The organism is Agrobacterium vitis (genome assembly GCF_013426735.1).
Taxonomy (GTDB): Bacteria; Pseudomonadota; Alphaproteobacteria; order Rhizobiales; family Rhizobiaceae; genus Allorhizobium; species Allorhizobium vitis_D.
On record NZ_AP023272.1, the window covers coordinates 2,186,071 to 2,209,200 of the forward strand.

Sequence of the window (23,130 nt, forward strand, 5' to 3'; positions counted from 1 at the left end):
AACGGAAAAAAGGTTAGAAGTTCACATGAAGGCTGGTTCAAAATTTTTGAACGCGGTGTCAGCGATTGCGCTGTCTGCTGGTGTAGTTTCGTTAAGTGCAGGCCTCGCCGTTGTGGCATCTGCCTCTGTTGCCAATGCGGCCTTGATCCAGCGGATCGATGTGCGTGGTGCGACGCGTGTCGGGACGGAGGCTGTTCGTTCCAACTTGACGATCCAGCCTGGAAAAGCCTTTTCCAATTCCGACATCGACGACTCGGTAAAGCGTCTTTACGCAACGGGTTATTTTTCCGATGTGAAGATTTCGGTTTCCGGCAGCGCCCTGGTGGTTACGGTCAACGAGAACCAATTGGTCAACCAGGTCGTGTTCAACGGCAACCGCAAGATCAAAGATGACAAGCTGACGACTGTTGTTCAGACGCAGCCACTTGGTCCTTATAGCCAGGAACTCATCCAGGCCGATATCACCCGCATCAAGCAGGCCTATGCAGCCATTGGCCGTAGTGAAGTTGAAGTGACGACGCAGACCGCGCCGGTTGGCCCCGGTCGCGTCAATCTCGCTTTCGTCATCAATGAAGGTGATCGCACGAAAATCGGCGCTATCAACTTCGTCGGTAATCATGCTTATGGCGATAGCCGCCTTGCGGCTGTTATCAGCACCAAGAAGTCCAATCCTTTGTCGTTCCTGACCCGTAAGGATGTCTATAACGACGACAAGTTGAAGGCTGACGAGGAAGCTCTGCGTCAGTTCTATTACAATCATGGTTATGCCGATTTCCGGATCACGTCTTCGGATGCATCGCTGAACGAGCAGACCAACGAATACACCGTCAACATCACGGTTGATGAAGGTCAGCGTTACAAGTTTTCCGATATTAATGTCGAAAGCTCTGTTGAAGGCGTGGACCCGACTGAGTTGAAGGGTCTGGTGACGACGTCGCCGGGCGGCGTCTACAGCGCCCGCGAAATCCAGAAATCGATGGAAGCCATCCAGCAGCGCGTTTCCGCCAAGGGTTATCCCTTTGCCCGCGTCGTTCCGCGCGGCAACCGCGATATGGGCAATGGCACGATCGGTGTCACCTATATGGTTGACCAGGGTGAGCGCGCCTATGTCGAGCGTATCGAAGTCAAGGGCAATACAAGGACACGCGATTACGTTATTCGTCGCGAATTCGACATCAGCGAAGGCGATGCTTTCAACCAGGAAGTCATTACCCGCGCCAAGCGTCGTCTTGAAGCTTTGGGCTACTTCAGCTCAGTCAATATCACGACGGCTCAGGGCAGCGCTCCGGACCGAGTCATCATTGTCGTCAATGTCGAAGATCAGTCTACTGGCTCCTTCGGTATTGGCGCTGGCTACTCCGTTGGTGGCGATGGCCTGATCCTGGAAGCTTCGGTGGAGGAAAAGAACTTCCTCGGTCGCGGTCAGTATATCCGTATTGCGGCTGGTGCCGGTACGGATGACAGCCAGACCTACAATCTGTCATTCACCGAGCCTTACTTCCTGGGCTATCGCCTTGCTGTCGGTTTCGATCTGTTCAAGAGCAGCACGAGCAGCAACGATTATTACGATTACAACGAACAGGGTGGCACCCTACGCGTCACAGCGCCGATTACTGAAAATCTGGCAACGACGTTCCGCTATACCTACAAGCAGATCAAGTATGAGGGTGTTGATGCCTGGGCGACTGCGCTTTCGGAGCCTTATAAGGATCTGATCAACGGCAGCCCGTGGGTTGTGTCTTCGGTTTCGCAGACTTTGACCTATAATTCGCTGGATGATAAAAATCTGCCGCATGAAGGCATTTACGCGACGTTCACCCAAGAGTTTGCGGGTCTCGGTGGCGATTCCGATTACTATAAGCTCTATGGTAAGGCCCGTATCTTCAAGAGCCTGTCGGATGAGCAGGATATTATCGGATCGCTGTCTTTCGGCGCCGGTCATGTCATGGCTACAGGTGATAACCTGAACGTCTTCGACCAATTCCAGATCGGCGGCAAGGAAATCCGCGGCTTTGAGAACAACGGTATTGGTGTTCGCATGCCGAACAGCAACGACGATTCCTTGGGTGGCACCACCTACTTCACCGCTTCCGCTGAAGCGAGCATGCCTATCCCGGGCGTTCCACAGGATGCAGGCTTCCGTATTGCTGTCTTCTCTGATGCCGGTACGCTTTACGGCAATGAAGTGAAGAACAGCGCTGGAGCGCAGGGCGTAGACATGGCTTGGCGTGCGTCTGTTGGTGCCGGTATCGTCTGGGCATCTCCTTTCGGTCCGCTGCGCTTCGATTACGCACAGCCTATCCTCAAGGAAGATTACGACAAGGTGCAGCAGTTCCGATTCTCCATTGCGAACCAGTTCTGATTTCTATAGTCCGAACCTCAGACAAACTCACTCGTCTGGGACATTGGTGTGATGGAGCATGAAACTTTTTATCCGCCCCACGCGGGCGTCAGTTTGAAAGAACTGGCGGACCGTCTTGGGGCGGAACTGTTACAGGATGATGCGGGTGACCGCGTCATTCGTTCGGTGGCGCCTGTCTATCGGGCAAAGCAGAGCGATATTTGCTATATCCTGTCGAGGCGCAACAAAGCCGAACTCGAAACCTGTGAGGCCGGGGCAATCCTTTGCGATTCTGCGCTGCGTTCGCTGATCCCGGAGCATATTCCGGTTCTGCTGATCAAAAACCCGCATGCGGCTTTTGCTATCGCAGGGCAGTTCCTGCATCCAGATGGCAAACAACCTTTGCCTGTGGCCCGGCCAGGCGCTGTCGACATTTCCCCTGCGGCCTTTGTCGATCCGAGTGCCCGTCTTGAAGATGGGGTTGTGGTCGAGCCGATGGCGGTGATTGGTGCGGATGTTGAAATCGGCGCTGGCAGTCTGATCGGCGCGGGCTCAGTGATTGGCCGTGGTGTCAAGATCGGCCGCGATTGTTCGATTGCCGCAGGCACCAGTATTATTGCTAGCTATATCGGCAATGGCGTTATCATCCATAACGGGGCACGCATCGGCCAGGACGGGTTTGGCTATGCGCCAGGCTCGCGGGGCATGGTGAAAATCGTGCAGATCGGCCGGGTGATTATCCAGGACAATGTGGAAATTGGCGCCAACACGACGATTGACCGTGGAACGATGGATGACACGGTGATCGGCGAAGGAACCAAGATCGACAATCAGGTCCAGATCGCTCACAACGTGCGCATCGGTCGCCATTGCGGCATCGTCGCCCAGGTCGGAATTGCCGGCAGCACGGTGATTGGCGATGGCGTATTGATTGGTGGTGGCTCTGGCGTTAACGGCCATATCAAGATAGGTGACGGTGTTCAGATAGCCGCGATGAGCGGTGTTGTTGGCGATCTTCCGCCGGGCGAGAAATTCGGTGGTATTCCGGCACGTCCGCTTGGGGATTTTCTCAGGGATTGCGCACAGATCATGGGACGGTCTGAAGGCAAGTCGAAGGTTGGAAAGGGGCAGAAATGACCGTTGAGCAGAAAGAGTTGGGACGCGCGGATATTCTGGAGATCATGAAGCTCCTGCCGCACCGCTATCCCTTCCTGCTGGTGGATCGCATCATCGACATCGATGGCGACAATGCAGCTATCGGTATCAAGAATGTAACTGCAAACGAACCGCAGTTTACCGGACATTTTCCCGAGCAGCCGATCATGCCAGGGGTGCTGCTGATCGAGGGGATGGCGCAGACGGCAGGGGCGATCTGTGCCCGCAAAGCCGGGACGGCTGGCGATCTCGTTTATTTCATGACGATCGACAATGCGAGGTTCCGCAAGCCTGTCGTGCCTGGCGACCGTGTGGAGTTCCACGTCACCAAGCAGAAGCAGCGCGGTAATGTCTGGAAGTTCCACTGCGATGCCAAGGTGGATGGCGCGCTTGTGGCAGAAGCTGATATCGGGGCAATGATCGTCAATAAGGAAGCGCAATGACCGTTATTCCAGCCAGTGCCCGCATTCATCCCTCCAGCGTCATCGAAGATGGCGCGGTGATCGGGGAGAATGTGACGATAGGACCGTTCTGTCATGTCGGTCCCAAGGTCGTGTTGGGCGACGGTGCTGAGTTTTTGTCGCATGTGGTGCTGACGGGAAAAACTATTGTCGGCAAGAATAGCCGGATATTTCCCAATGCGGTCATCGGTGGCGAGCCACAGAGCATCCATCATTCCGGCGAAGAGACAACCTTGACCATCGGCGACAATTGCACGATGCGTGAAGGCGTGACGATCAATTGCGGCACGGTGGAAGGCGGCGGACACACTGTGGTCGGCAGCAACAATCTGTTCCTGGCCAATTCGCATGTGGCGCATGATTGTCAGCTCGGCAATCATATCATTCTGTCCAACAATGTGATGTTGGCTGGGCATGTCAAAATCGGTGACCGGGCCATCCTTGGTGGCGGTTCCGCCGTTCACCAGTTCACGCGTATCGGACGGCAGGCGTTTATCGGTGGGCTGTCAGCTTGCAGCTACGATGTTATTCCTTATGGCATGCTGAACGGCAATCCCGGCCTTCTGGGTGGTTTGAACGTGGTCGGCATGACCCGGGCCGGGGTGGAACGCGCTACCATTCACCGCGTCCGCAAGGCCTATAAGGCATTGTTCGATGAAGAAGGCGCCATTCGTGAAAAGGCTGCGGCCATTCGCGAAGAGTTTGCCGATTGCGCCGAGGTGATTGAAATCCTGGATTTCATTGTTGCCGAAAGCGACCGGGCGCTCTCGTCGCCATTCCGCGGCAAGAGCTGAGGGATGAGCGGCCCGCACGGGCGTCTCGCCATCATTGCCGGCAGCGGTATGCTGCCGGTCTATGTCGCCGAAGCGGCGCGGGCGGCGGGTGAAGATCCCTTCATCCTGCCTCTGAAAGACGAAGCCGACCAAAGCTGGGAGGGTTTCCAGTCCTCCGTGATCGGGGTCGGTGATATGGCGGGCCTGTCGAGCCTGATAAAGCGACATGGCATCAAACGGGTGGTGATGTCTGGTGGTGTTAAAAAACGTCCAAATTTCAAAGAGATCCACGTTAATCTTCGTTTTTTGATGAAGCTGCCGTTTGCGGTCAAAACCCTGCTGTCGGGTGGTGATGATGCCGTGTTGAAAATGGTCATCCAACTGATCGAGTCGCAGGGTTGCCGGGTGGTTGGTGCGCATGAGATCGCGCCGCAATTGCTGGCGGAACTTGGGCCGCTCGGTGCGTCCCGACCAACGGATGATGACAGGCGTGACATTGCCGCAGCCGCCAAAGCCGCAGATGCCTTGGGCCGGTTGGATGTTGGTCAGGGCGCTGTCAGCGTCGGTGGTCGGATTGTCGCTCTGGAAGGGGTTGAAGGCACGGACCGGATGTTGCAGCGGGTCGCCGAGCTTCGCGCCGAAGGACGGATTTCGTCGCGGCGGCGCGGCGTGCTGGTCAAACTGTGCAAACCGCAGCAGGATATTCGCGCCGACCTGCCGACCATCGGGCAATCGACTATTGAAAATGCCGCCCGGGCCGGGCTTTCCGGCATTGCGGTTCAGGCGGGACGCGCCTTGCTTCTGCAGCGGCAGGAAACCTTGAGACAGGCAGACGCAGCAGGGATTTTTGTTTCCGGTATTGAATTGGGACCTGAGGGCGAAGCCCGATTAGACTAAATATGAGGGCGAAGCCCGATTGGGTCTGACCTGAGGGAGATGGATCATGGAAAACCGGCCCCTGAAGATCGCGGTCATTGCTGGAGAAGTGTCCGGTGACTTGCTGGGTGCTGATCTGATTTCTGCGCTGAAACGGCGCTACGGCGGCGACATTGCTCTTGTCGGTGTTGGTGGCCCGGCGCTGGAGGCGCAGGGGCTCTCATCTTTGTTTGATTTTTCAGAATTGTCCGTGATGGGCATTACCCAGGTTCTGGCAAAGCTACCGCATTTTCTGAAGTTGATCGGCACGACCGCCAAGGCGCTTATCACGGCTAAACCGGATTTGCTGCTGATTGTTGATAGTCCTGATTTCACGCATCGTGTTGCGAAAAAGGTGAGGGCGGCATGGCCGGACATGCCTGTGGTCAATTATGTTTGCCCCAGCGTCTGGGCCTGGAAGGAATATCGGGCGCAGGCCATGCTTCCCTATGTCGATGCCGTTCTGGCTGTCTTGCCTTTCGAACCTGCGGTCATGCAGCGCTTGGGTGGACCAGCAACGCATTTTGTCGGGCATCGGCTGGTGACGAGTCCGGCCATGTTAGCCTGCCGCTCTGAACGGTTGCTGCGTCCGCTTCCTGCCGCAGAGGAGCCGAAAACTATCATGCTGCTGCCGGGATCACGCGGCGCGGAAATCTCGGCCTTGGCACCGGTGTTTCGCGATGCGGCCCGGATTTTCGTCGAGCGCAATGGGCCGACGCGGTTTGTGCTGCCAACGGTACCACGGCGGGAGCGTCAGGTGCGTGAAGCTGTCGCCAATTGGGAAGAAAAGCCTGACGTGGTTGTTGGGGAGGACGCCAAGTGGCGAGCCTTTGCTGAGGCGGATGCGGCGATTGCAGCTTCCGGCACGGTGCTGCTGGAGCTTTGCCTGGCTGGTGTGCCTGTTGTCTCGACCTACAAGACCGATTGGTTGATCAAGCTCCTGCACAGTCGGATCAAGACCTGGACCGGTGCCTTGCCGAGCATCATCGCTGATTATGTCGTGGTGCCGGAATATCTGAACGAGCAATTGCGTGGCGCATCGTTGGCGCGCTGGATGGAGCGACTATCCACCGAGACGCGTGAGCGCCAAGCCATGGTGGAGGGCTTCGATCTGGTCTGGCAGAAAATGCAGACGGAAATCCCCGCCGGAGAGGCGGGGGCGAAGATCGTGCTGGATGTTTTGAAGACCCGCGCAATTATATGATTATTAGCCTACTGCATAATTCCTTAAATCGGAATCGATTTAAGGAGAAAATTATGCAGCAGATATAAAGCGCTACAGCGAACCTTTGTGCGCCATTTATGGCGCACGGCGCTAGAGCCGCTCGCCATGCCAGCGCAGGTGATCGTCCATGAATGTCGAGATGAAATAATAGGAATGGTCGTAGCGCTCATGCAGCCGCAGCGTCAGGCCGATATCGGTGTTTTTCACGGCCTCTTCCAGCAGCCAAGGCTGTAATCCGGTTTCCAGGAAACTGTCGGCCTTACCCTGGTCCACCAGGAATTCCGGGAAGCGCGCGCCGTCCTCGATCAGGGCGCAGGCGTCGTATTGCCGCCAGAGGGAACGGTCGGGGCCAAGATATTTCTCGAAGGCATCCTGCGTCCAATCGGCTTTTAGCGGGCTGACGATTGGGGCGAACGCAGAGCAGCTCTTGAAGCGGTCGGGATGTTTCAGCGCGATGGTCAATGCGCCATGGCCGCCCATAGAATGGCCGAAAATGCCCTGGCGGCTCATGTCGGCACGGAACTGTTCAGCAATCAACGCGGGCAATTCCTCGGTGATGTAGCTGTACATCTGGAAATGTTCGGCCCAGGGCGTTTCGGTGGCATTCAGATACATGCCAGCGCCCTTGCCCATTTTCCAGTTGGTCAACTCATCTGGCACGTCATTCCCGCGTGGGCTGGTGTCCGGGCAGACGATGATCAGGCCGAGTTCTGCGGCCAGCCGACGGTATTCGCCCTTTTCCATCACATTGGCATGGCTACAAGTCAGGCCGGACAGATACCACAGCACCGGGCGCTTTTCGGTGATGGCCTGGGGTGGCACGAAGACGGCAAAGGTCATTTCGCAACCGGTGACATCGGACTGGTGCGAAAACACGCCCTGCATGCCGCCAAAGGCGGTGTTTTGCGACAGAATATTCATGCGACAGGGCTCCTGCTGATCAATTGGCTATCGAGACGACGGCGTTGACGGCTGCCGCGACCAGGATGGTGTTGAAGAAGAAAGACACGATGGAATGGGCGAGATTGAGCCGCCGCATGGCCGTGCTGGTGATGGCGACATCGGATGTCTGGGCGGTCATGCCGATCACGAAGGCGAAATACAGGAATTCATAGCCACCTGGCTCCGGCGTGTCGGGAAAATCCAGACCGCCGGAAGGGCCGGGGTCGGGATTGCTTGTCAGATGACGCCAATAATCATGGGCGTAATGCATTGCAAACATGGTGTGAATGGTGAACCAGCCGCTGATGACCGACACAAACGCCAGCGACACTTCCAGCAGGCTGGGAGAACCGGCCCGGTTCAAGGCGTTGAACAGAGCGGCGACTGCGGCTACCACCGCCAACAGGCTGACCAGCGGGATGACGATGGTCGGGGCATCGTCGCGTTGCGGACTGGTTTTCAGGCGTTCAGCGGTGATGCCGGGGATGCGTTTTATCATCAAGGCGATATAGAGGACGAAAAACACGATGGCCGAGCATTCGACGGCCAAGGCGGGCTTGATCCACAGAAAGACCGGCAACGTCAAAAGTCCCAGCAGACCAGACGCATAGAACGGGCTGTGCCTATGGCGTCTCAATGCGTAGAAACGAGGCTTTTTCTTGGAGGTCATAATGGGGCCGTGTCCTGACGGAGGGATTTGCAGCGACGGCAAAGCCGATCCAGTGTTTCCAGAAACTGCGAGCGGTCGCGGGGGCTAAAGGCGCGGTTATAGCCCTTGCTTTCACCGGTCTCGCGCAAATGGGCGCCGAGATCGCGCATGGCGGTCGCCATGCCGATATTGGTCTCATCGAACATCCGTCCGGTCGGCCCGGTGACGAAAGCACCCGTAGCGACGCAGCGCCCGGCCAGCGGCACATCGGCGGTGATGACAATATCGCCTGGCCCGGCCCGTTCTGCGATCCAGTCGTCAGCGGCATCGAAACCATTGGAGACGATGACATTCGTCACCATCGGATCGCGAGACGGGCGCAGGCCGGAATTGGCAACGAAAGTCACTGGCATGTCGTGGCGTTCGGCCACCTTCAACACCTCGGCTTTAACCGGGCAGGCGTCGGCATCCACATAGATCATTGGCTTCAGGCCCTCCCGATCGAGACGACACGGACCATGTCGACATGGGCAATGCCGTCTTCCAGATATTCCGCCGAGACCGGAAGAAAGCCAAACGACTGATAAAAAAGTTGCAGATGGCTTTGGGCGGAAAGCGCAATCGGGCTTGAGGGAAAACGCTGTTCACAGGCGGCAATGGCTTCGCGCATCAAGGCATCGCCAAGCCGCTTGCCGCGATGGGAGGGCGAGACGACAACACGCCCGATCTTGACCGTGGACGAAGGCTCGTCCGGCGTTAAAATCCGGGCGCTTGCGATGAGATCGTCCCCGTCTGCCAGCCGCAGATGCAGGGCTTCGATATCCTTGCCATCAAGCTCCGGATAGGGACATTTCTGCTCGACGACAAACACATCGACGCGCATTTTCAGAAGATCATAAAGGTCGCGTGCGGAGAATGCATCCAGTCTCCGCACATCGACCCGATAAGGCATATTTGCCATCAATACAGAACCACGCTGCGGATGCTTGTCCCCGAATGCATCAGCTCGAAGCCTTTGTTGATGTCTTCGAGCGGCATGGTGTGGGTGATCATCGGGTCGATTAGGATCTTGCCTTCCATGTACCATTCAACAATCTTCGGCACATCGGTGCGGCCACGCGCACCGCCAAAGGCGGTACCCATCCAGTTGCGACCGGTGACGAGTTGAAACGGACGGGTGGAGATTTCCTGACCGGCACCCGCGACGCCAATGATGATCGATTTGCCCCAGCCGCGATGCGAGGATTCCAGCGCCTGGCGCATCACCTTGGTATTGCCGGTGCAGTCGAATGTGTAATCGGCACCGCCGATCAGGTCGCCATTGCGCTTCGTCAGGTTGACGAGATAGGCCACGATGTCACCATCGACTTCGGTCGGATTGACGAAATGCGTCATGCCGAATTTCTCGCCCCAGGCCTTGCGGTCATTGTTGATATCGACGCCGATAATCATATCGGCTCCCGCAAGCCGCAGGCCCTGAAGCACATTGAGACCGATGCCGCCCAGGCCAAAGACGATGGCGGTCGCGCCGATCTCGACCTTGGCGGTGTTGATCACCGCGCCGATGCCGGTGGTGACGCCGCAGCCGATGTAGCAGATCTTGTCAAAAGGCGCGTCCGGGTTGACCTTGGCGAGCGCGATTTCTGGAAGAACGGTGAAATTGGCGAAGGTCGAGCAGCCCATATAGTGATGGATCTTGTCCTTGCCGATGGAAAAGCGCGAAGTGCCATCTGGCATGACGCCCTGGCCCTGGGTGGAGCGGATCGCGGTACACAGATTGGTCTTGCGCGACAGGCAGGAATAGCATTCGCGGCATTCAGGCGTGTAAAGCGGAATGACGTGATCGCCCTTTTTCAGCGAAGTGACGCCCGGCCCGACATCGACGACTATGCCAGCCCCTTCATGGCCGAGAATGGCCGGAAACAGGCCTTCCGGATCAGCGCCGGACAAGGTGAAATCATCGGTATGGCAGATGCCTGTGGCCTTGACTTCAACCAGCACTTCGCCAGCCTTCGGGCCGTCCAGTTGCACGGTCATGATTTCAAGCGGCTTGCCTGCCTGGGTGGCAACGGCGGCACGAACATCCATAAAGAAGTCTCCCTTGGTTTCTTGTCGGCGGAGTTTTGCACTGACTTGCGCAAAGCCTCAAGATCCAGAAGGGGTTTTTCTCAAAACTCAGCCCAGCGCAAATCGTTTATTGCGCTGCTGAGGAGGCAAGGTCTTTTCCTCTTTGTGGCCGCGGTTTGAGATACGGCTGCGCAGCTCTCTTCCCTGTCTTTTCAGTGGATGAACGCTGCTGACGACTGTCTTTTCAGTGACATCAACCAGGTCCGGCGACTCAATGGGCCCATTCTGCAAGTCTGCCATCATCATGGAAATGTGTTGCAAAAGCCGCTGTTCGATTGGCGAGTTTGCCTTGCCATCGGTGGTGAAGGTGCTGATCAGCCATTGCAATTTATAGTGGTCGATGCGGTTTTCCGGTGGCCGTTTGCGCAAAATGTAGGACGCCATGGAGTCGATAAAATAGCCCTGCCATTCAGCGCATTTATCAGGACAGCATCCGTTCAGCACCAGAAGCGTCATTGCATCTTCATGGGTGCAAACCCCATGCGGCAGGCCGTATGTCTGGAGAAGAACCACGTCATGGTGGTCCAATCTCTGCTTGCCGGCGATAACACATGCCGGAAACGAGAGACGAAATTCCCTCATAGTCGAAACCTCGTTTCATCATGAAACCGTAGATTGATCTAAATGCCAATTCTTTCTTTCGCCATAACGAACGAAGTTTACAAAAGGTTACAATGAGCTGAAACGATACGTTATATGCGCTCCGATGCAGGTAAGCCCTGAAAATGCATGGGATTCGAATAGTAACAGACCAAATATGGATTTGCTCTTTTTTGGGTGTATTCAGGTCGCAGCCAGAGCCTTGTCGGCTGAGGCGCTGCGGTGTTCGCGCCATAGAATGAATAGGCCGGAGGCGACGATGATGCCGATGCCCAGCCATTTCGACGGCGACGGGAAATCATCAAACAGCACATAGCCGAGAATAGTCGCCGCAATGATCTCGAAATACTGGAACGGTGCGAGCACCGAAAGCGGTGCCATGCGAAAGGCCTTCACCACAAGAAGGTGTATATGGCCTGAGAGAACACCGAGCAGAACCAGCAGCAGCAGACCGGTCACGCTGGTGGGAAGCGAGGCTGTGAAATCGGCACTGCCTGCGGATTGGCCGATCAGCATCGCGCCGCCCATGAAAATTGTACCACCGACGCCTGACATGGTCTGCATGGTCATTGGCGAGTCGGCATTACCGATGGCGCGGTTGAGAAACATATAAAGCGCAAACAGGAAGGCGCAGAGTACCGGCAGCAGCGAGGTTGCGCCGAAAACCTCCCAGCTTGGCTGGATGACGATCATCGCGCCGCCAAAGCCAATCAGGATGGCAAGCCAGCGCCGCCATCCGACCTTGTCACCCAGAAACAGCGCCGACAGCGCTGTCAGGATGAACGGCTCGACGAAATAGATCGCGAACACATCGGCGAGCGGCATATATTTGACGGCGGCGAAAAAACACAGGCTTGCCGCGCCATGCAACGCGCCCCGCAGCAGGTTGAGAAACGGTCGCTTGGCGGTAAAGGCTTTGCTGCCTTGCAATGCGACCAGAAAGGGCAGGGTGCAGGCAAGCTGGAAGAAGAATCGGTAGAAGGTAACCTGCCCCGGCGACATGCCTTCGATATTGGCCATGTATTTGGCAATCGCGTCCATGCCCGGCAGCACAAGCATGCAGCCCGCCATCAGGGCCATACCGCGCAACGGATTGGAAAGAATGGGGGAGACAGGCGTCATCGGAATATCCAGGTTTCCCGATGATGACCATGAGGCGAGGCCTTAATCAAGGCTCGGCTTGCAAAGACAGGTTGAAAAAAATTGTACGTATGTTCAGGCGTGTGAATGCACGTGTGGCTCAGCCACGCTTATAGGTGCTGGTCTTGTAGACTTCGGGGGCTGGATTTCTCGGCGGCCCTCAACAGTGGTTTGCAGTTGCGAGAGCAGAGCATAACCTTCGCTCCACCGTCCAAACCCGCTTTGCGGGTTGATATGGCCGACGGGGCCGAGATTGACCAGCCGGCTGCCCCAGCAGGATGCGGTGCGCTGTAAAGTTTCGGCATCCATATAGGGATCGTTGCTGCTGCCGATCATCAATGAGGGAAAGGGCAGGCGCTGGCAGGGCATGTCACCGAATCGGATGACATCGGGATGTTGGTTCTCGGTGGTTTTCAGGTCGCAGGGTGCGACCAGCAGCGCGCCACGGATCAGATGACGAAGCGGACTATCGGCCATTTGGGCGGTCAGAAGGCAGCCCATGCTATGGGCGACGATCCAAGCGCCTGACCTACACAAGGAAAGCTGCTGTTCCAGCCGGGCTTTCCAGGCGCCAAGCTCTGGATGAGCCCAATCGTCCTGCTCGACCATGATGCTGGTGGGCTGGTCTTCAACCCAATGCCGTTGCCAATGCCCGGCGGCTGAACCGTTCAGTCCCGGAACGACAAGGGTATCGATGCTACAGGTCTGGCTTGGCATGACTGATCCTTTCCGCAACTGTCAGGACATCCGAACATGCCGATCCCACGTCGATCATGCTCCGATATCGGTGATTATCAGTCCGAATCTGGCTGAGGACGAGAAAGCTCCATCTATTCTCTGGTTTTTTAGTAGAAAATTTGACCGGATAAATGAAATTTCATTCCAGATATCCGGTCATTGAGGTGTTGTGGCAGGCTGTTTCAGGGGTTTTGCAGCACGGCGATCACGTCGCCCGCTTTGACCGTCTTTCCTGGGACGGCGCGCAATTCCCGCAGGATACCCGGCGCATGGGCCGTCACAGTGATCTCCATCTTCATCGATTCGATGATGGCAATCGTCTCTCCGGCGACAACGGATTGGCCTTCCTCCACCAGCAGTTTCCAGAGATTGCCGGGGACGGCGCTTTCCACGCCGAAGCAATTGTCTGGAATATCGCCGCCAGGACCGGGATGTTCGTCTTCATCGGCGGTGAAGCTGTCGAGGCCTTGGTCCTTCCAGCGCTGGCGTTCCGCCTCGAAGGCGGCTTGCTGCTGACGCTTGAACGTGCCGATGCTTTCGGCATTTTCAGCCAGCTCCGCCGCATAGCTTGCATAGGAGAATGTACCGTCCTCAATGCGGATTGGATAGCCGCCATGCGGGAAGGCGGCGCGGGCCTCCATCAGCTCATCGTGGCTGACGGGGAAGAAGCGGATCTGGTCGAAGAAATCCAGCAGCCAAGGCTTGTCGCGGGTAAAGACCGGCGTTTGCCGCCAGGTGTTCCACATCTGGATGGTACGGCCAAACAGCTGGTAGCCACCCGGACCTTCCATGCCGTAGATGCACATATAAGCGCCACCGATACCAACGGCATTTTCCGGCGTCCAGGTGCGGGCCGGATTGTATTTGGTGGTCACCAGCCGGTGGCGCGGATCGAGCGGTGTGGCAACCGGCGCGCCGAGATAGACATCGCCAAGACCCATCACCAGATAGCGGGCGTTGAAAATGGTGTCCTTCACGGCCTGCTCGTCGGCAAGGCCGTTTATGCGGCGGATGAACTCGATATTGGACGGGCACCAGGGGGCGTTGGGCCGCACCAGCTCCTGATATTTGCGCATCGCCAGTTCCGCCTCCGGGTCGTTCCAGGAGAGCGGCAGATAGACCGTACGGCTTGGCACCGTCACGTCCTGTGCCGGGGGCAGGCTGGTCTCGATTTCGCTGAGCAGGCCCAGCAGCCGGGTGCGCGACAGGCTGGCGCCATCATAATGGATTTGCAGCGACCGAATGCCGGGGGTGAGGTCGATCAGGCCCGGCAGCTTGGCCGCCTTGACCGCCTGCATCAGCAAGTGGACGCGCATGCGAATGGCGATGTCGAGCTGCATCTCGCCATATTCCACCAGCAGATTGTCGTCACCCTGACGGCGATAGACCACCGGCACCGGTCCGGCATCGCTTTTGCCGACAGTGGCCGAACCGGTATTGGCCACGTTTTTGACCACCGGGCCGGCCAGCGGGTCTTGCTTACGCTGGACAGGATGAAAGCGGATCGTATCGCCCGGCTTGAACTGGCCCATTTTCCACTGTTCATCCCTGGCAATCACCGCGGGGCAGACGAAACCGCCAAGGCTTGGACCGTCAGGACCAAGAATGATCGGCATATCTCCGGTAAAATCAATGGCCCCAATCGCATAAGGATTGTCATGCAAGTTGGAGGGATGCAGCCCGGCCTCGCCGCCATCCTGCCGCGCCCAAGTCGGCGCAGGGCCGATCAGCCGGACTCCCGTTCGGGCGCTATTGAAATGCACCTCATAATCCGTGGAAAACAGCGTTTCAATATCGCTGTCCAGAAAGAAATCCGGCGCGCCATGCGGGCCATAGACGACGCCGACCGACCATTCCCGCGTCAGCTCCGGTGGCTCATCGGCGGGCGTGGTGACGGGTTGTGGGCTGCGGGCCAGCCGCAGCACATGGCCTGCCTTAAGGGTCCCCGTGGCATTGCCGCCGAATTGGCCTAGGCCGAAGGTGGCGCGCGATCCAAGCACCACTGGTGCCGCGAAGCCGCCCGACACCGCCAGATAGGCGCGCTGGCCGGGACCGGAAATCCTGCCGATGGCGAGAACCTGTCCGGGTTTGACGGTGAAGGCCGTATTATGCGCGACCGGCGTGCCATCCAATGTCACCGCCATTTCGGCACCGGCCAGTGCAACGGTAACATCGGAGAAGAATTTCAGCATCGGCCCTGAGACAGTCAGCTCCAGTGCCGCCACATCGTCGCCATTGCCAACCAGCCGGTTGGCGTGGCGGAAGGAGCGGGCGTCCATCGGCCCGCTTGGCGGCACACCGACATGCCAGAGCCCCAGCCGCCCCGGCAATTCCTGAAGGCTGGATTGGGCACCGGGGGCGATGACCTCGACCACATCTGGCACGAAGGAAAAATCCTTCAGCGCCGTGGTTGCCACATCGCCGCTTAAAAACAGATCGGAGGCGGCGATAGCGCTGAGATAATCGAGATTGGTCTCAATGCCGGACAAGGACGTTGCCGATAGCGCCGATTGCAAAGCGGCAATCGCCGCGTCACGGTCTTTGCCTGACACGATCAGCTTGGCCAGCATCGGGTCGTAATAAGGTGTCACCTCCGTGCCGGTTTCGATCCAGCCATCGACGCGGGCCGTATTCGGAAACACCAAGTCTGTCAGCAGGCCTGCGCTGGGGCGAAAATCGGCATGGGGCATTTCGGCATAAATCCGGGCCTCGATGGCCGCCCCCTTCGGCACCAGATGTTCATTGCCGGTCAGCACATCCTCATCGGCGGCCTGGCGGATCATCCATTCCACCAGATCGATGCCGAACACCGCCTCTGTCACCGGATGCTCGACCTGAAGCCGTGTATTGACCTCCAGGAAGTAAAACTCTTGGCGGTCAGGGTCGTAGATGAACTCCACCGTGCCTGCCGAGCGGTAATGGACCGAGCGGCCAAGCGAGACGGCTGCCCCATACAGGCGCTGGCGAACTGCCTCCGACAGGCCGGGGGCCGGGGTTTCCTCGATGACTTTCTGGTTGCGGCGCTGGAGGGAGCAATCCCGTTCGCCAAGTGCAATGACTCTGCCCTGTCCATCGCCAAAGATCTGCACTTCAACATGCCGGGCCTTGGAAACGAAGCGTTCCAGATAGACCCGCGCATCGCCGAAACTGGCCTTGGCGGTGCGCTGGACCGTGTCGAAGGCCGCTTGCAGGCTTGTGGCGTTATGGCAGAGCTGCATGCCGATGCCGCCGCCGCCTGCAGTGGATTTCAGCATCACAGGGTAGCCGATCAATTCGGCTGCCGAAAGCGCGTCTTCGGCGCTGTCCAGCAAGCCGCTACCGGGCAGCAATGGCACGCCGCTGTCTGCCGCCAGTTGCCTTGCCGTGTGTTTCAGGCCAAAGCTGGCGATATTCTCCGGTGTCGGGCCGATAAAGGTGATGCCTTCGGCCTGTAGCCGCTCGGCAAAGCCGATATTTTCCGAGAGAAAGCCATAGCCGGGATGGACGGCTTCAGCCCCCGTTTCCTTGCAGGCGGCAATCACCGCCTCGACATTCAGATAGCTTTCGCTGGCTTGGGCCGGGCCAAGCCGGATGGCTTTATCGGCCTGCCGCACATGCAGCGCAAAGCGGTCGGCATCGGAATAGACGGCGACGGAGGCAATGCCCAGACGCCGCAATGTCTTGATGATCCGGACGGCGATTTCGCCCCGGTTGGCAATCAGAACCTTTTTGAACATCGATCAGGCCTCGCTATCCCAGACCAGAACCCGGGCAGGCGTCGGATCAAAACCGTTGCAGGGATTGTTGATCTGCGGGCAATTGGAAATCACCAGCAGCACATCCATTTCGGCTTGCAGTTCGACATAATCGCCGGGCGCGGAAATGCCATCGACAATGGTCATCTGGCCGCTCGGCTCAATCGGTACATTCATGAAGAAGTTGATATTGGCGGCCACGTCGCGCTTGCTCATGCCGTATTTCGCCACTTCCAGCACAAAATTATCGCGGCAGGCATGAAGATATTTGGTACCATGGCCAAAGCGCACCGTATTGCTTTCGCAGGAGCAGGCCCCGGCAGAGGTATCGTGCCGCCCGCAGCTGTCAGCGGTCATGGTGAGCATTACCCGGCCGTCATTGGAGATGATTTTGGTGCCGGTGGAAATATAGGCGGCACCCTGTTCGCGCATCGTATCCTGATTGGAATAGCGCTCGGAAAAATCCTTGGCATTGTAAAACAGCGTGTCGATGGCCTGCTGGCCATAACTGTCCTCGATCCGCAGAATCTGGCCTTTTTTGACCACCGTGGAAAATGGCGCTTCCGCCGCAATGACGTGATCCTGCACAGCGGTATCAGGCGTGCGAAGGGGAGATGTGGTGTTGAATTCAGACATGGTTTCCTCCCTTACAGCGCTGCAAACGCATTGTTTTCAAAGCCACGCACCGCTTCCGCTGTCGCCGTGCGGCAAAGATCGTCCGCTTGCGGCTGCCTGGCCTTTATCCGGCTAATGACAACGGGATTGGGTTGGTAGAGCGGATTGGGATCGAGCGGATGCGGGCAATTGGAAAAGCCGACAATCATCTCCATCTCGGCGCGAAGCTCGATATAATCTCCGGAATTGAGCAACTCCGGCTTCCAGTGAAAGCGTCCGTACGCATCGACCCGCACAGGGGCAAACAGAGCGAGCGCTGCTGGAATGTCGCGCTTGTCGAGGCCGAGCTTGCTTACCATGATCAGGAAATTGTCGCGGGTATTGCGCAGGCCCTGGCTGTTGGCGCTGGCATATTTGCGGGCGTTGGAGGCGGCTGTGGAGCCACCCATCAGGCAATCATGCGCGCCGCTGGTGTCTTCAGTGATCGAAAACATTACCTTGCCCATGTCGGAAAACATCACCCGGCCTTTGCCAAGCCCGGTGGTCCATTGCATCTTGACGGTATCGGGCAGGTTCAGCCGTTCGGACGGATCATCCGCGTTCCAGGCGACCAGTGTGACGGTTGAAAAACCGTGGGGCAGGGCGATCCGCAGCGTCTCATGGGTTTTTACCTGCGTGGACCAATACCAGCCGCCGGGGATGGTTTCCCTATGGATAAGGTCTGTCGCCTCGATGTCCGGTGCGGGCAGCGGGCTTTTGCCCGGCAAGGCCTTCGGGGAAAAGTCCAGGCCGTTTTTCTGGTGTTCCTCATAGCGCGCCCGGTTGGCGGCAATCTCTTCGGCAGAGCGTCGGATATGCATGATGGGTCTCCTATCGACGATGTGCCGGGTCGTCCCGGTGAAGCCCGATGGATGCGACCGGGCCGTCCCGGTCAGGGCGAAAGATGGAAGGGGTTCCCGCCTGGCGGGGTGGCCAGATGGAAATGTCCTTGGTGATGGTGGCGCCGTAGCGCTGTTTTTCCTCTGGCCGATCACGAGGCCGCTCAAAAGCGACGACGCGGCTGGCCAGCGTAAAGGCTTCCCGCATGTCATGCGTGACCATGACGACGGTCATCGGGTTTTCGTGCCAGAGCTTTTTCATCAGCGTGTGGATTTCGGCGCGAATGCCGGGATCGAGCGCCCCGAACGGCTCGTCCAGCAGCAGCACTTTCGGCTTCATGATCAGCGCCTGCGCTAAGGCCAGCCGCTGTTGCATGCCGCCCGAAAGCTGGGCTGGATACTTCGCCTCCGATCCGGCAAGGCCGACGGCGTCAATCATCGCGCGGGCCTCATCCACCGCATTGCGCCGAGCAGAGCCAAACAGACGACCGGCCAGCGGCGAGGCGGGCAATTCCTTACCCAGCAGCACATTGCCCAGCACGGTGAGGTGCGGAAACACCGAATAGCGCTGGAAGACGACGCCGCGATCTGGCCCTGGCTCCTTTGGCAGCGGCTTGCCATCCAGAAGAATGGTGCCTCGTGTTGGCTGTTCCTGCCCCAGCAGCATCCGCAGAAACGTGCTCTTGCCGCAGCCGGACGGACCGACTAGCGCCACGAACGCGCGAGATGCGACTGTCAGTGAGACATTTTCCAGCACGATCTGGTCGCCATATTCCTTCCAGATATTGTCGATCTTCAGCCCGCTCATGCGCCCTTCTCCAAGTTAGACCAGGGAAACAGCGCGATGCGCAATCGGTCGAGCAGGACATCGGCCACAACGGCAATCAGCGTGATCCACAACACGTAAGGAAAGATCACGTCCATGGACAGGTAGCGGCGCACCAGGAAGATCCGGTAGCCGAGACCGCTATCGGAGGAAATCGCTTCCGCTGCGATCAGAAACAGAAAGGCCGGGCCAAGCTGCAATCTGAGACAGGTGATCAGGCGCGGCAGGATCTGTGGTAGGACGACCCTGATGGCGATCTGCCAGGAGGAGCCACCTAGAGTCTCAGCCTTGATGATCTGTTCGCGCGGCAGGGCCAGGGCGGTGAGCGCCAGATCGCGGATCATGATCGGTGCGACACCGATGACGATCAGGGTGATTTTCGAGACCTCCCCCAGGCCCATGGCGATAAACAGTATGGGCAGCAGCGCCAGTGGTGGCACCATGGAAATCGCGGCGACGAACGGCGACATCAGCGCACGCAGATAGGGCAGCATCCCAATCGCCATGCCGATCGTCAGCGCGATCAGCAGTGAAATACCAAGCCCGGAGGAAAGCCGGGTCAGGCTGGCCAGCGTATCCGTCCAGAGAACATAGTCGCCGGTGCGGGCATCGGCGGTAAAGGCCATGCGGTTGATGGCATCGGCAAAGGCGACAAAGCCCGGCAGCAGCTTGTCATTGGCGTTTTCCGCCAGCCGTGCCGCCGAACCTGCGGCGTAGGCGAGCAGCACCAGCGCGAAGGGCAGGGTGGCGAGGCCTAGTTTCGCACCATTGCTCGGTTTATGATTGATCCAGCGCATCCTGTCGCTCCGAATTCTTAGGGAAGGTGGGGCGGGCGATCACCCGCCCCCGGATATGCGTCCCGGATAAGTTTCAGAGCGCGCCCTTGGCGGCGGCATCCATATAGGTGGTTGTGAAGCGGAACTTCACATTGGCCTTGTCGCCAAGCACCTTGCCATCGGGCATTTCAATGCCAATAATATCGGCAGAGGGAGCACCATTGCCGAGCAGGCCTTTTTCAAACAGGAAATTGCGCACCAGATCCATGGTTTTCGGCAGCACCGGCGAGGTGGTGAAGGCGCTGGCATCCGCTGCCTTATCGAACAGCTTGGTGGCGGCCAACTGGCTGTCAAAGCCCTTGAGATCTGTGCCGGACGCCTTGCCCATCTCTTCGCGGGCAGCTTTGCCCTCTGCGGTGTCGGCCATCATCAGCTTGACCGTGTCGTACCAGATTCCGGCCAGCGCCTTGCCGAAATCCGGATTGTCCTTGAGGACTTCTGTATTGGCGACCATCAAGTCCATGATTTCGCCGGGGATTTGCGAGCTGTCGAACACTTTTTTGGCGGTCGGGTCTTCGAGAATGGTCGAGACCAGCGGGTTCCAGGTGACGACTGAGGTCACGTCATCGGTCTTATAGGCGGCGACCATGTCGGCATCCGACGTGTTGACCACCTTCACGTCTTTTTCCGTCATTTTGAGGCTCTCCAGCGCCCGCACCAAGAGATAATGCGAGACGGAAAACTCAACCAGATTGACGTTCTGGCCTTTGATATCGGCAAGCTTGTCCTTACCCTTCAAGATGACCGCGTCATTGCCATTGGAAAAGTCGCCGACGATCACCGTCGTGGTATCGACTCCGCCGGCGGCGGGAATCGACAGACCGTCCATATTGGTCAGCGTCACCGCGTCGAAGGCACCGGCGGTATATTGGTTCATCGATTCCACGTAATCGTTGAACTGGGTGACATCGATCTTGATGCCGTATTTATCGGCCCATTTCTTGACGATGCCATGGTCGCTGGCATAGCCCCAGGGCATCCAGCCGACATAGATCGACCAGGCGACCTTGAACTCCTTCTTGGGCGCGGCATCGGCTGGTATAAGTCCGCCCAGCGACATGGCTACGGACAGTGTAGAAACAGAAATAAGTTTTGATAACAGGCGCATGAATTTCCCCTTTTGCTTTTTTCAAAAGGGATCGGCATAGACCAACGCCGCCAATCCCTTGGCTAACGAGGTCTCCCGGGCTTTTATCCCGCCGTGCACCCGACAGGGATGTCTCCCCCGCCGGTGGCTGCTCTCGGACCAGTCACGCTTCTCGCGCCGGAACCCTAGCTGCCAACTCTGGCTGTACAGAAGCAACTCTTGTGCCAGCTTGGCAATGGATCGAGCTTTTTTGGAGTTTTAGCTGTTTATCCTTTGTTTTCCGGCTATTTCTCCAAATCTACTGTTCTGTAATCTGCAATTGTTGTCCTGCAAATGCGGCAGGACATTAAATTTTAAGCAGGCAAAGGTGCAATTTTAAACATCGTCAGATGATCAGATTGGCCAGGATGTCGTTTTCGGTGATGTCTTCATAGCCGAGACCATTCTCTTCGAACCGCTGCAACAGGCCGGAAAAATTCGAGGCATCCGTCGTTTCAATGCCGATCAGGATCGAGCCGAAATTGCGGGCGGATTTCTTCAGATATTCAAACCGGGCGATATCGTCTTCCGGGCCAAGCAAATTGAGAAAATCGCGCAACGCGCCGGGCCGCTGCGGCAGGCGCAGAATGAAATATTTCTTCAAGCCAGCATAGCGCATGGCGCGTTCTTTCACGTCGGGCAGGCGCTCGAAATCGAAATTGCCACCGGAGACGACAAGCACCACGGTCTTGCCCTCGATGGATGAGTGCTCCAGCAGGCCGAGTGTGGCAATCGCCAAGGCACCCGCCGGTTCCAGCACCACGCCTTCGACATTCAGCATGTCAATGATCGTCCCGCAAATCGCATTTTCTGGCACCAGCATGACCTGAGCGGGCGGGAAGTGTTTCAGGGCCGCAAAATTGGCATCGCCGATTCGCGCCACGGCGGCACCGTCGACAAAATTATCGACCTTGGGCAGGGTGATGACTTCACCCGCTTCCAACGAGCGTTTCAGGCTTGGCGCGCCGACCGGCTCGGCAAACAGAAAGGCTGATGGCGGCAGGTCTTCGGCTAGATAGCCCGTCATGCCCGCACTCAAGCCGCCGCCACCGACGGGCATGACCACCAGATCGGGTGTGACCTCTTCCGGTAGTTGCTCCAGAATTTCGGCAGCAACGGTTGCCTGGCCTTCGATGATGTCGGCATGGTCGAAAGGCGGCACCATCAGGCCGTCGGCTTCCTCTACATAGTCGCGGGCGGCCTTGTAGCATTGGTCGAAGATATCGCCGATCAGCCTTATGGTAATGAACTCGGCACCGAACTTGCGGGTCTTGTCGATTTTCTGCTGCGGCGTGGTCACCGGCATGAACACCACGCCATGCACGCCGAAGTGACGGCAGGCGAAGGCGAAGCCTTGCGCATGATTGCCGGCTGAGGCGCAGACGAACATCTTGTCGATCTGCCCCAGGGCAATAACCTTGCGGAAGAAGTTATAGGCGCCGCGTACCTTATAGGAGCGCACCGGCGTCAGGTCCTCACGCTTCAGATAAATGTTGGCATTGAACAACGTGCTCAAGTGCTCGCTCAATTGCAGTGGTGTCGCGGGGAAAAGGTCGCGAAGGGCATGAACGGCATCTTGGACGGCAGTTTTTGTCATGGTCTGGTTTCCAGCATCGGCAATATCAGTGCTATCTGCTAACGCATCGATCCCGAAGTTGAAACTGCTTTAAGCAATCCTGCCGCAGATAGTGAAAAATACGGTTTTACCTCGGCAGGGTATAGGCGAACGACGTTGCTGACGCGCTCTACTGGAGCGAAAGCAGGAAGAGCAGGGTTCTAAGCACCACTGTAAAAGCCTCAGTCCATGTCTCGATATGGATCATAAGCCCTCGCTATCAAGAAATTTACCATAAGTTCCGTTTTTTACAGTCAAGCAGGTAATCATATTCGGTTGCATTGACTAGAATAGATCCACTTATGGTTTGTAAAAAATCCCCAACAATAAGGGGGGTGATACATATCAATTTACCAAAATGTTGATTTCGAATAGTTTTTCCTAATTTTACTGCTTTAACAGTGCTGTCCCAATTTGGGAAATCCCTTAAAATA

Annotated in this window: 21 protein-coding genes and 1 riboswitch; of the genes, 6 read left to right on the forward strand and 15 right to left on the reverse strand. The window is 57.4% G+C overall.

All coding sequences use genetic code 11. From position 1 onward, the window contains the following. Positions 1-25: 25 nt before the first annotated feature. From bamA to lpxB, 6 genes are read left to right on the forward strand one after another with little or no spacing between them, the layout of a single operon-like run. On the forward strand, positions 26-2,362 hold the full coding sequence (gene bamA, locus H1Y61_RS10060; RefSeq protein WP_180572514.1) for an outer membrane protein assembly factor BamA: 2,337 nt from the start codon (positions 26-28) through the stop codon (positions 2,360-2,362). Positions 2,363-2,413: 51 nt separating this feature from the next. Further along, entirely contained in the window at positions 2,414-3,478 is a 1,065-nt protein-coding gene (lpxD, locus tag H1Y61_RS10065; RefSeq protein WP_180572515.1) for a UDP-3-O-(3-hydroxymyristoyl)glucosamine N-acyltransferase, read from the forward strand. Next, positions 3,475-3,939, forward strand: a complete 465-nt coding sequence (gene fabZ, locus H1Y61_RS10070; protein ID WP_015916223.1) for a 3-hydroxyacyl-ACP dehydratase FabZ — start codon at positions 3,475-3,477, stop codon at positions 3,937-3,939. Before lpxD ends, fabZ begins: the two co-directional genes overlap by 4 nt. Further along, on the forward strand, positions 3,936-4,751 hold the full coding sequence (lpxA, locus tag H1Y61_RS10075; protein ID WP_156619037.1) for an acyl-ACP--UDP-N-acetylglucosamine O-acyltransferase: 816 nt from the start codon (positions 3,936-3,938) through the stop codon (positions 4,749-4,751). Before fabZ ends, lpxA begins: the two co-directional genes overlap by 4 nt. 3 nt (positions 4,752-4,754) lie before the next feature. Continuing rightward, positions 4,755-5,627, forward strand: coding sequence for an LpxI family protein (locus H1Y61_RS10080; RefSeq protein WP_180572516.1), 873 nt, complete (start codon positions 4,755-4,757; stop codon positions 5,625-5,627). A gap of 46 nt (positions 5,628-5,673) precedes the next feature. Further along, complete coding sequence (gene lpxB, locus H1Y61_RS10085; protein ID WP_180572517.1) at positions 5,674-6,849, forward strand: lipid-A-disaccharide synthase; 1,176 nt, start codon at positions 5,674-5,676, stop codon at positions 6,847-6,849. 111 nt (positions 6,850-6,960) lie between these two features. On the opposite strand, the gene fghA is transcribed toward lpxB, so the two are convergent. From fghA to ilvA, 15 genes are all read right to left on the reverse strand, one after another. Next, positions 6,961-7,791 (reverse strand): S-formylglutathione hydrolase, encoded by an 831-nt coding sequence (gene fghA, locus H1Y61_RS10090; protein ID WP_180572518.1) that lies wholly within the window; start codon positions 7,789-7,791, stop codon positions 6,961-6,963. A 19-nt stretch (positions 7,792-7,810) separates the two neighbouring features. Next, positions 7,811-8,482 (reverse strand): DUF1345 domain-containing protein, encoded by a 672-nt coding sequence (locus tag H1Y61_RS10095; protein ID WP_015916218.1) that lies wholly within the window; start codon positions 8,480-8,482, stop codon positions 7,811-7,813. Further along, positions 8,479-8,943 (reverse strand): YaiI/YqxD family protein, encoded by a 465-nt coding sequence (locus tag H1Y61_RS10100; protein ID WP_015916217.1) that lies wholly within the window; start codon positions 8,941-8,943, stop codon positions 8,479-8,481. Before H1Y61_RS10100 ends, H1Y61_RS10095 begins: the two co-directional genes overlap by 4 nt. A gap of 5 nt (positions 8,944-8,948) precedes the next feature. Next, entirely contained in the window at positions 8,949-9,422 is a 474-nt protein-coding gene (locus tag H1Y61_RS10105) for a GNAT family N-acetyltransferase (protein ID WP_180572519.1), read from the reverse strand. After that, a complete protein-coding gene (locus H1Y61_RS10110) occupies positions 9,422-10,549 on the reverse strand; it encodes an S-(hydroxymethyl)glutathione dehydrogenase/class III alcohol dehydrogenase (protein WP_015916215.1) in 1,128 nt (375 codons plus the stop codon). The genes H1Y61_RS10105 and H1Y61_RS10110 overlap by 1 nt, the downstream gene beginning before the upstream one ends. Positions 10,550-10,636: 87 nt before the next feature. Further along, positions 10,637-11,044: a hypothetical protein gene (locus H1Y61_RS10115; RefSeq protein WP_180572520.1), complete on the reverse strand. Its 408-nt coding sequence runs from the start codon at positions 11,042-11,044 to the stop codon at positions 10,637-10,639. A gap of 327 nt (positions 11,045-11,371) precedes the next feature. Continuing rightward, entirely contained in the window at positions 11,372-12,310 is a 939-nt protein-coding gene (locus H1Y61_RS10120; protein WP_180572521.1) for a DMT family transporter, read from the reverse strand. Positions 12,311-12,403: 93 nt separating this feature from the next. After that, positions 12,404-13,045: an RBBP9/YdeN family alpha/beta hydrolase gene (locus tag H1Y61_RS10125; protein ID WP_174110917.1), complete on the reverse strand. Its 642-nt coding sequence runs from the start codon at positions 13,043-13,045 to the stop codon at positions 12,404-12,406. Between the two features lie 203 nt (positions 13,046-13,248). After that, the gene (uca, locus tag H1Y61_RS10130; protein WP_180572522.1) at positions 13,249-16,782 is read right to left on the reverse strand and encodes an urea carboxylase; all 3,534 of its coding nucleotides are present in this window, start codon (positions 16,780-16,782) and stop codon (positions 13,249-13,251) included. Positions 16,783-16,785: 3 nt separating this feature from the next. Next, positions 16,786-17,436 (reverse strand): urea amidolyase associated protein UAAP2, encoded by a 651-nt coding sequence (locus H1Y61_RS10135; RefSeq protein ID WP_180572523.1) that lies wholly within the window; start codon positions 17,434-17,436, stop codon positions 16,786-16,788. A gap of 11 nt (positions 17,437-17,447) precedes the next feature. Beyond that, positions 17,448-18,278: an urea amidolyase associated protein UAAP1 gene (locus H1Y61_RS10140; RefSeq protein ID WP_180574470.1), complete on the reverse strand. Its 831-nt coding sequence runs from the start codon at positions 18,276-18,278 to the stop codon at positions 17,448-17,450. A gap of 7 nt (positions 18,279-18,285) precedes the next feature. Next, positions 18,286-19,101 carry an ABC transporter ATP-binding protein gene (locus H1Y61_RS10145; RefSeq protein ID WP_180572524.1) on the reverse strand — a complete coding sequence of 272 codons (816 nt, stop codon included), beginning with the start codon at positions 19,099-19,101 and terminating at the stop codon, positions 18,286-18,288. Beyond that, positions 19,098-19,916, reverse strand: a complete 819-nt coding sequence (locus H1Y61_RS10150; RefSeq protein WP_180572525.1) for an ABC transporter permease — start codon at positions 19,914-19,916, stop codon at positions 19,098-19,100. Before H1Y61_RS10150 ends, H1Y61_RS10145 begins: the two co-directional genes overlap by 4 nt. Before the next feature lie 73 nt (positions 19,917-19,989). Then, complete coding sequence (locus H1Y61_RS10155; RefSeq protein WP_180572526.1) at positions 19,990-21,063, reverse strand: putative urea ABC transporter substrate-binding protein; 1,074 nt, start codon at positions 21,061-21,063, stop codon at positions 19,990-19,992. Between the two features lie 70 nt (positions 21,064-21,133). Continuing rightward, positions 21,134-21,242: riboswitch (guanidine-I (ykkC/yxkD leader) on the reverse strand. A gap of 185 nt (positions 21,243-21,427) precedes the next feature. Continuing rightward, positions 21,428-22,678, reverse strand: a complete 1,251-nt coding sequence (gene ilvA, locus H1Y61_RS10160; protein ID WP_180572527.1) for a threonine ammonia-lyase — start codon at positions 22,676-22,678, stop codon at positions 21,428-21,430. Positions 22,679-23,130: the final 452 nt, after the last annotated feature.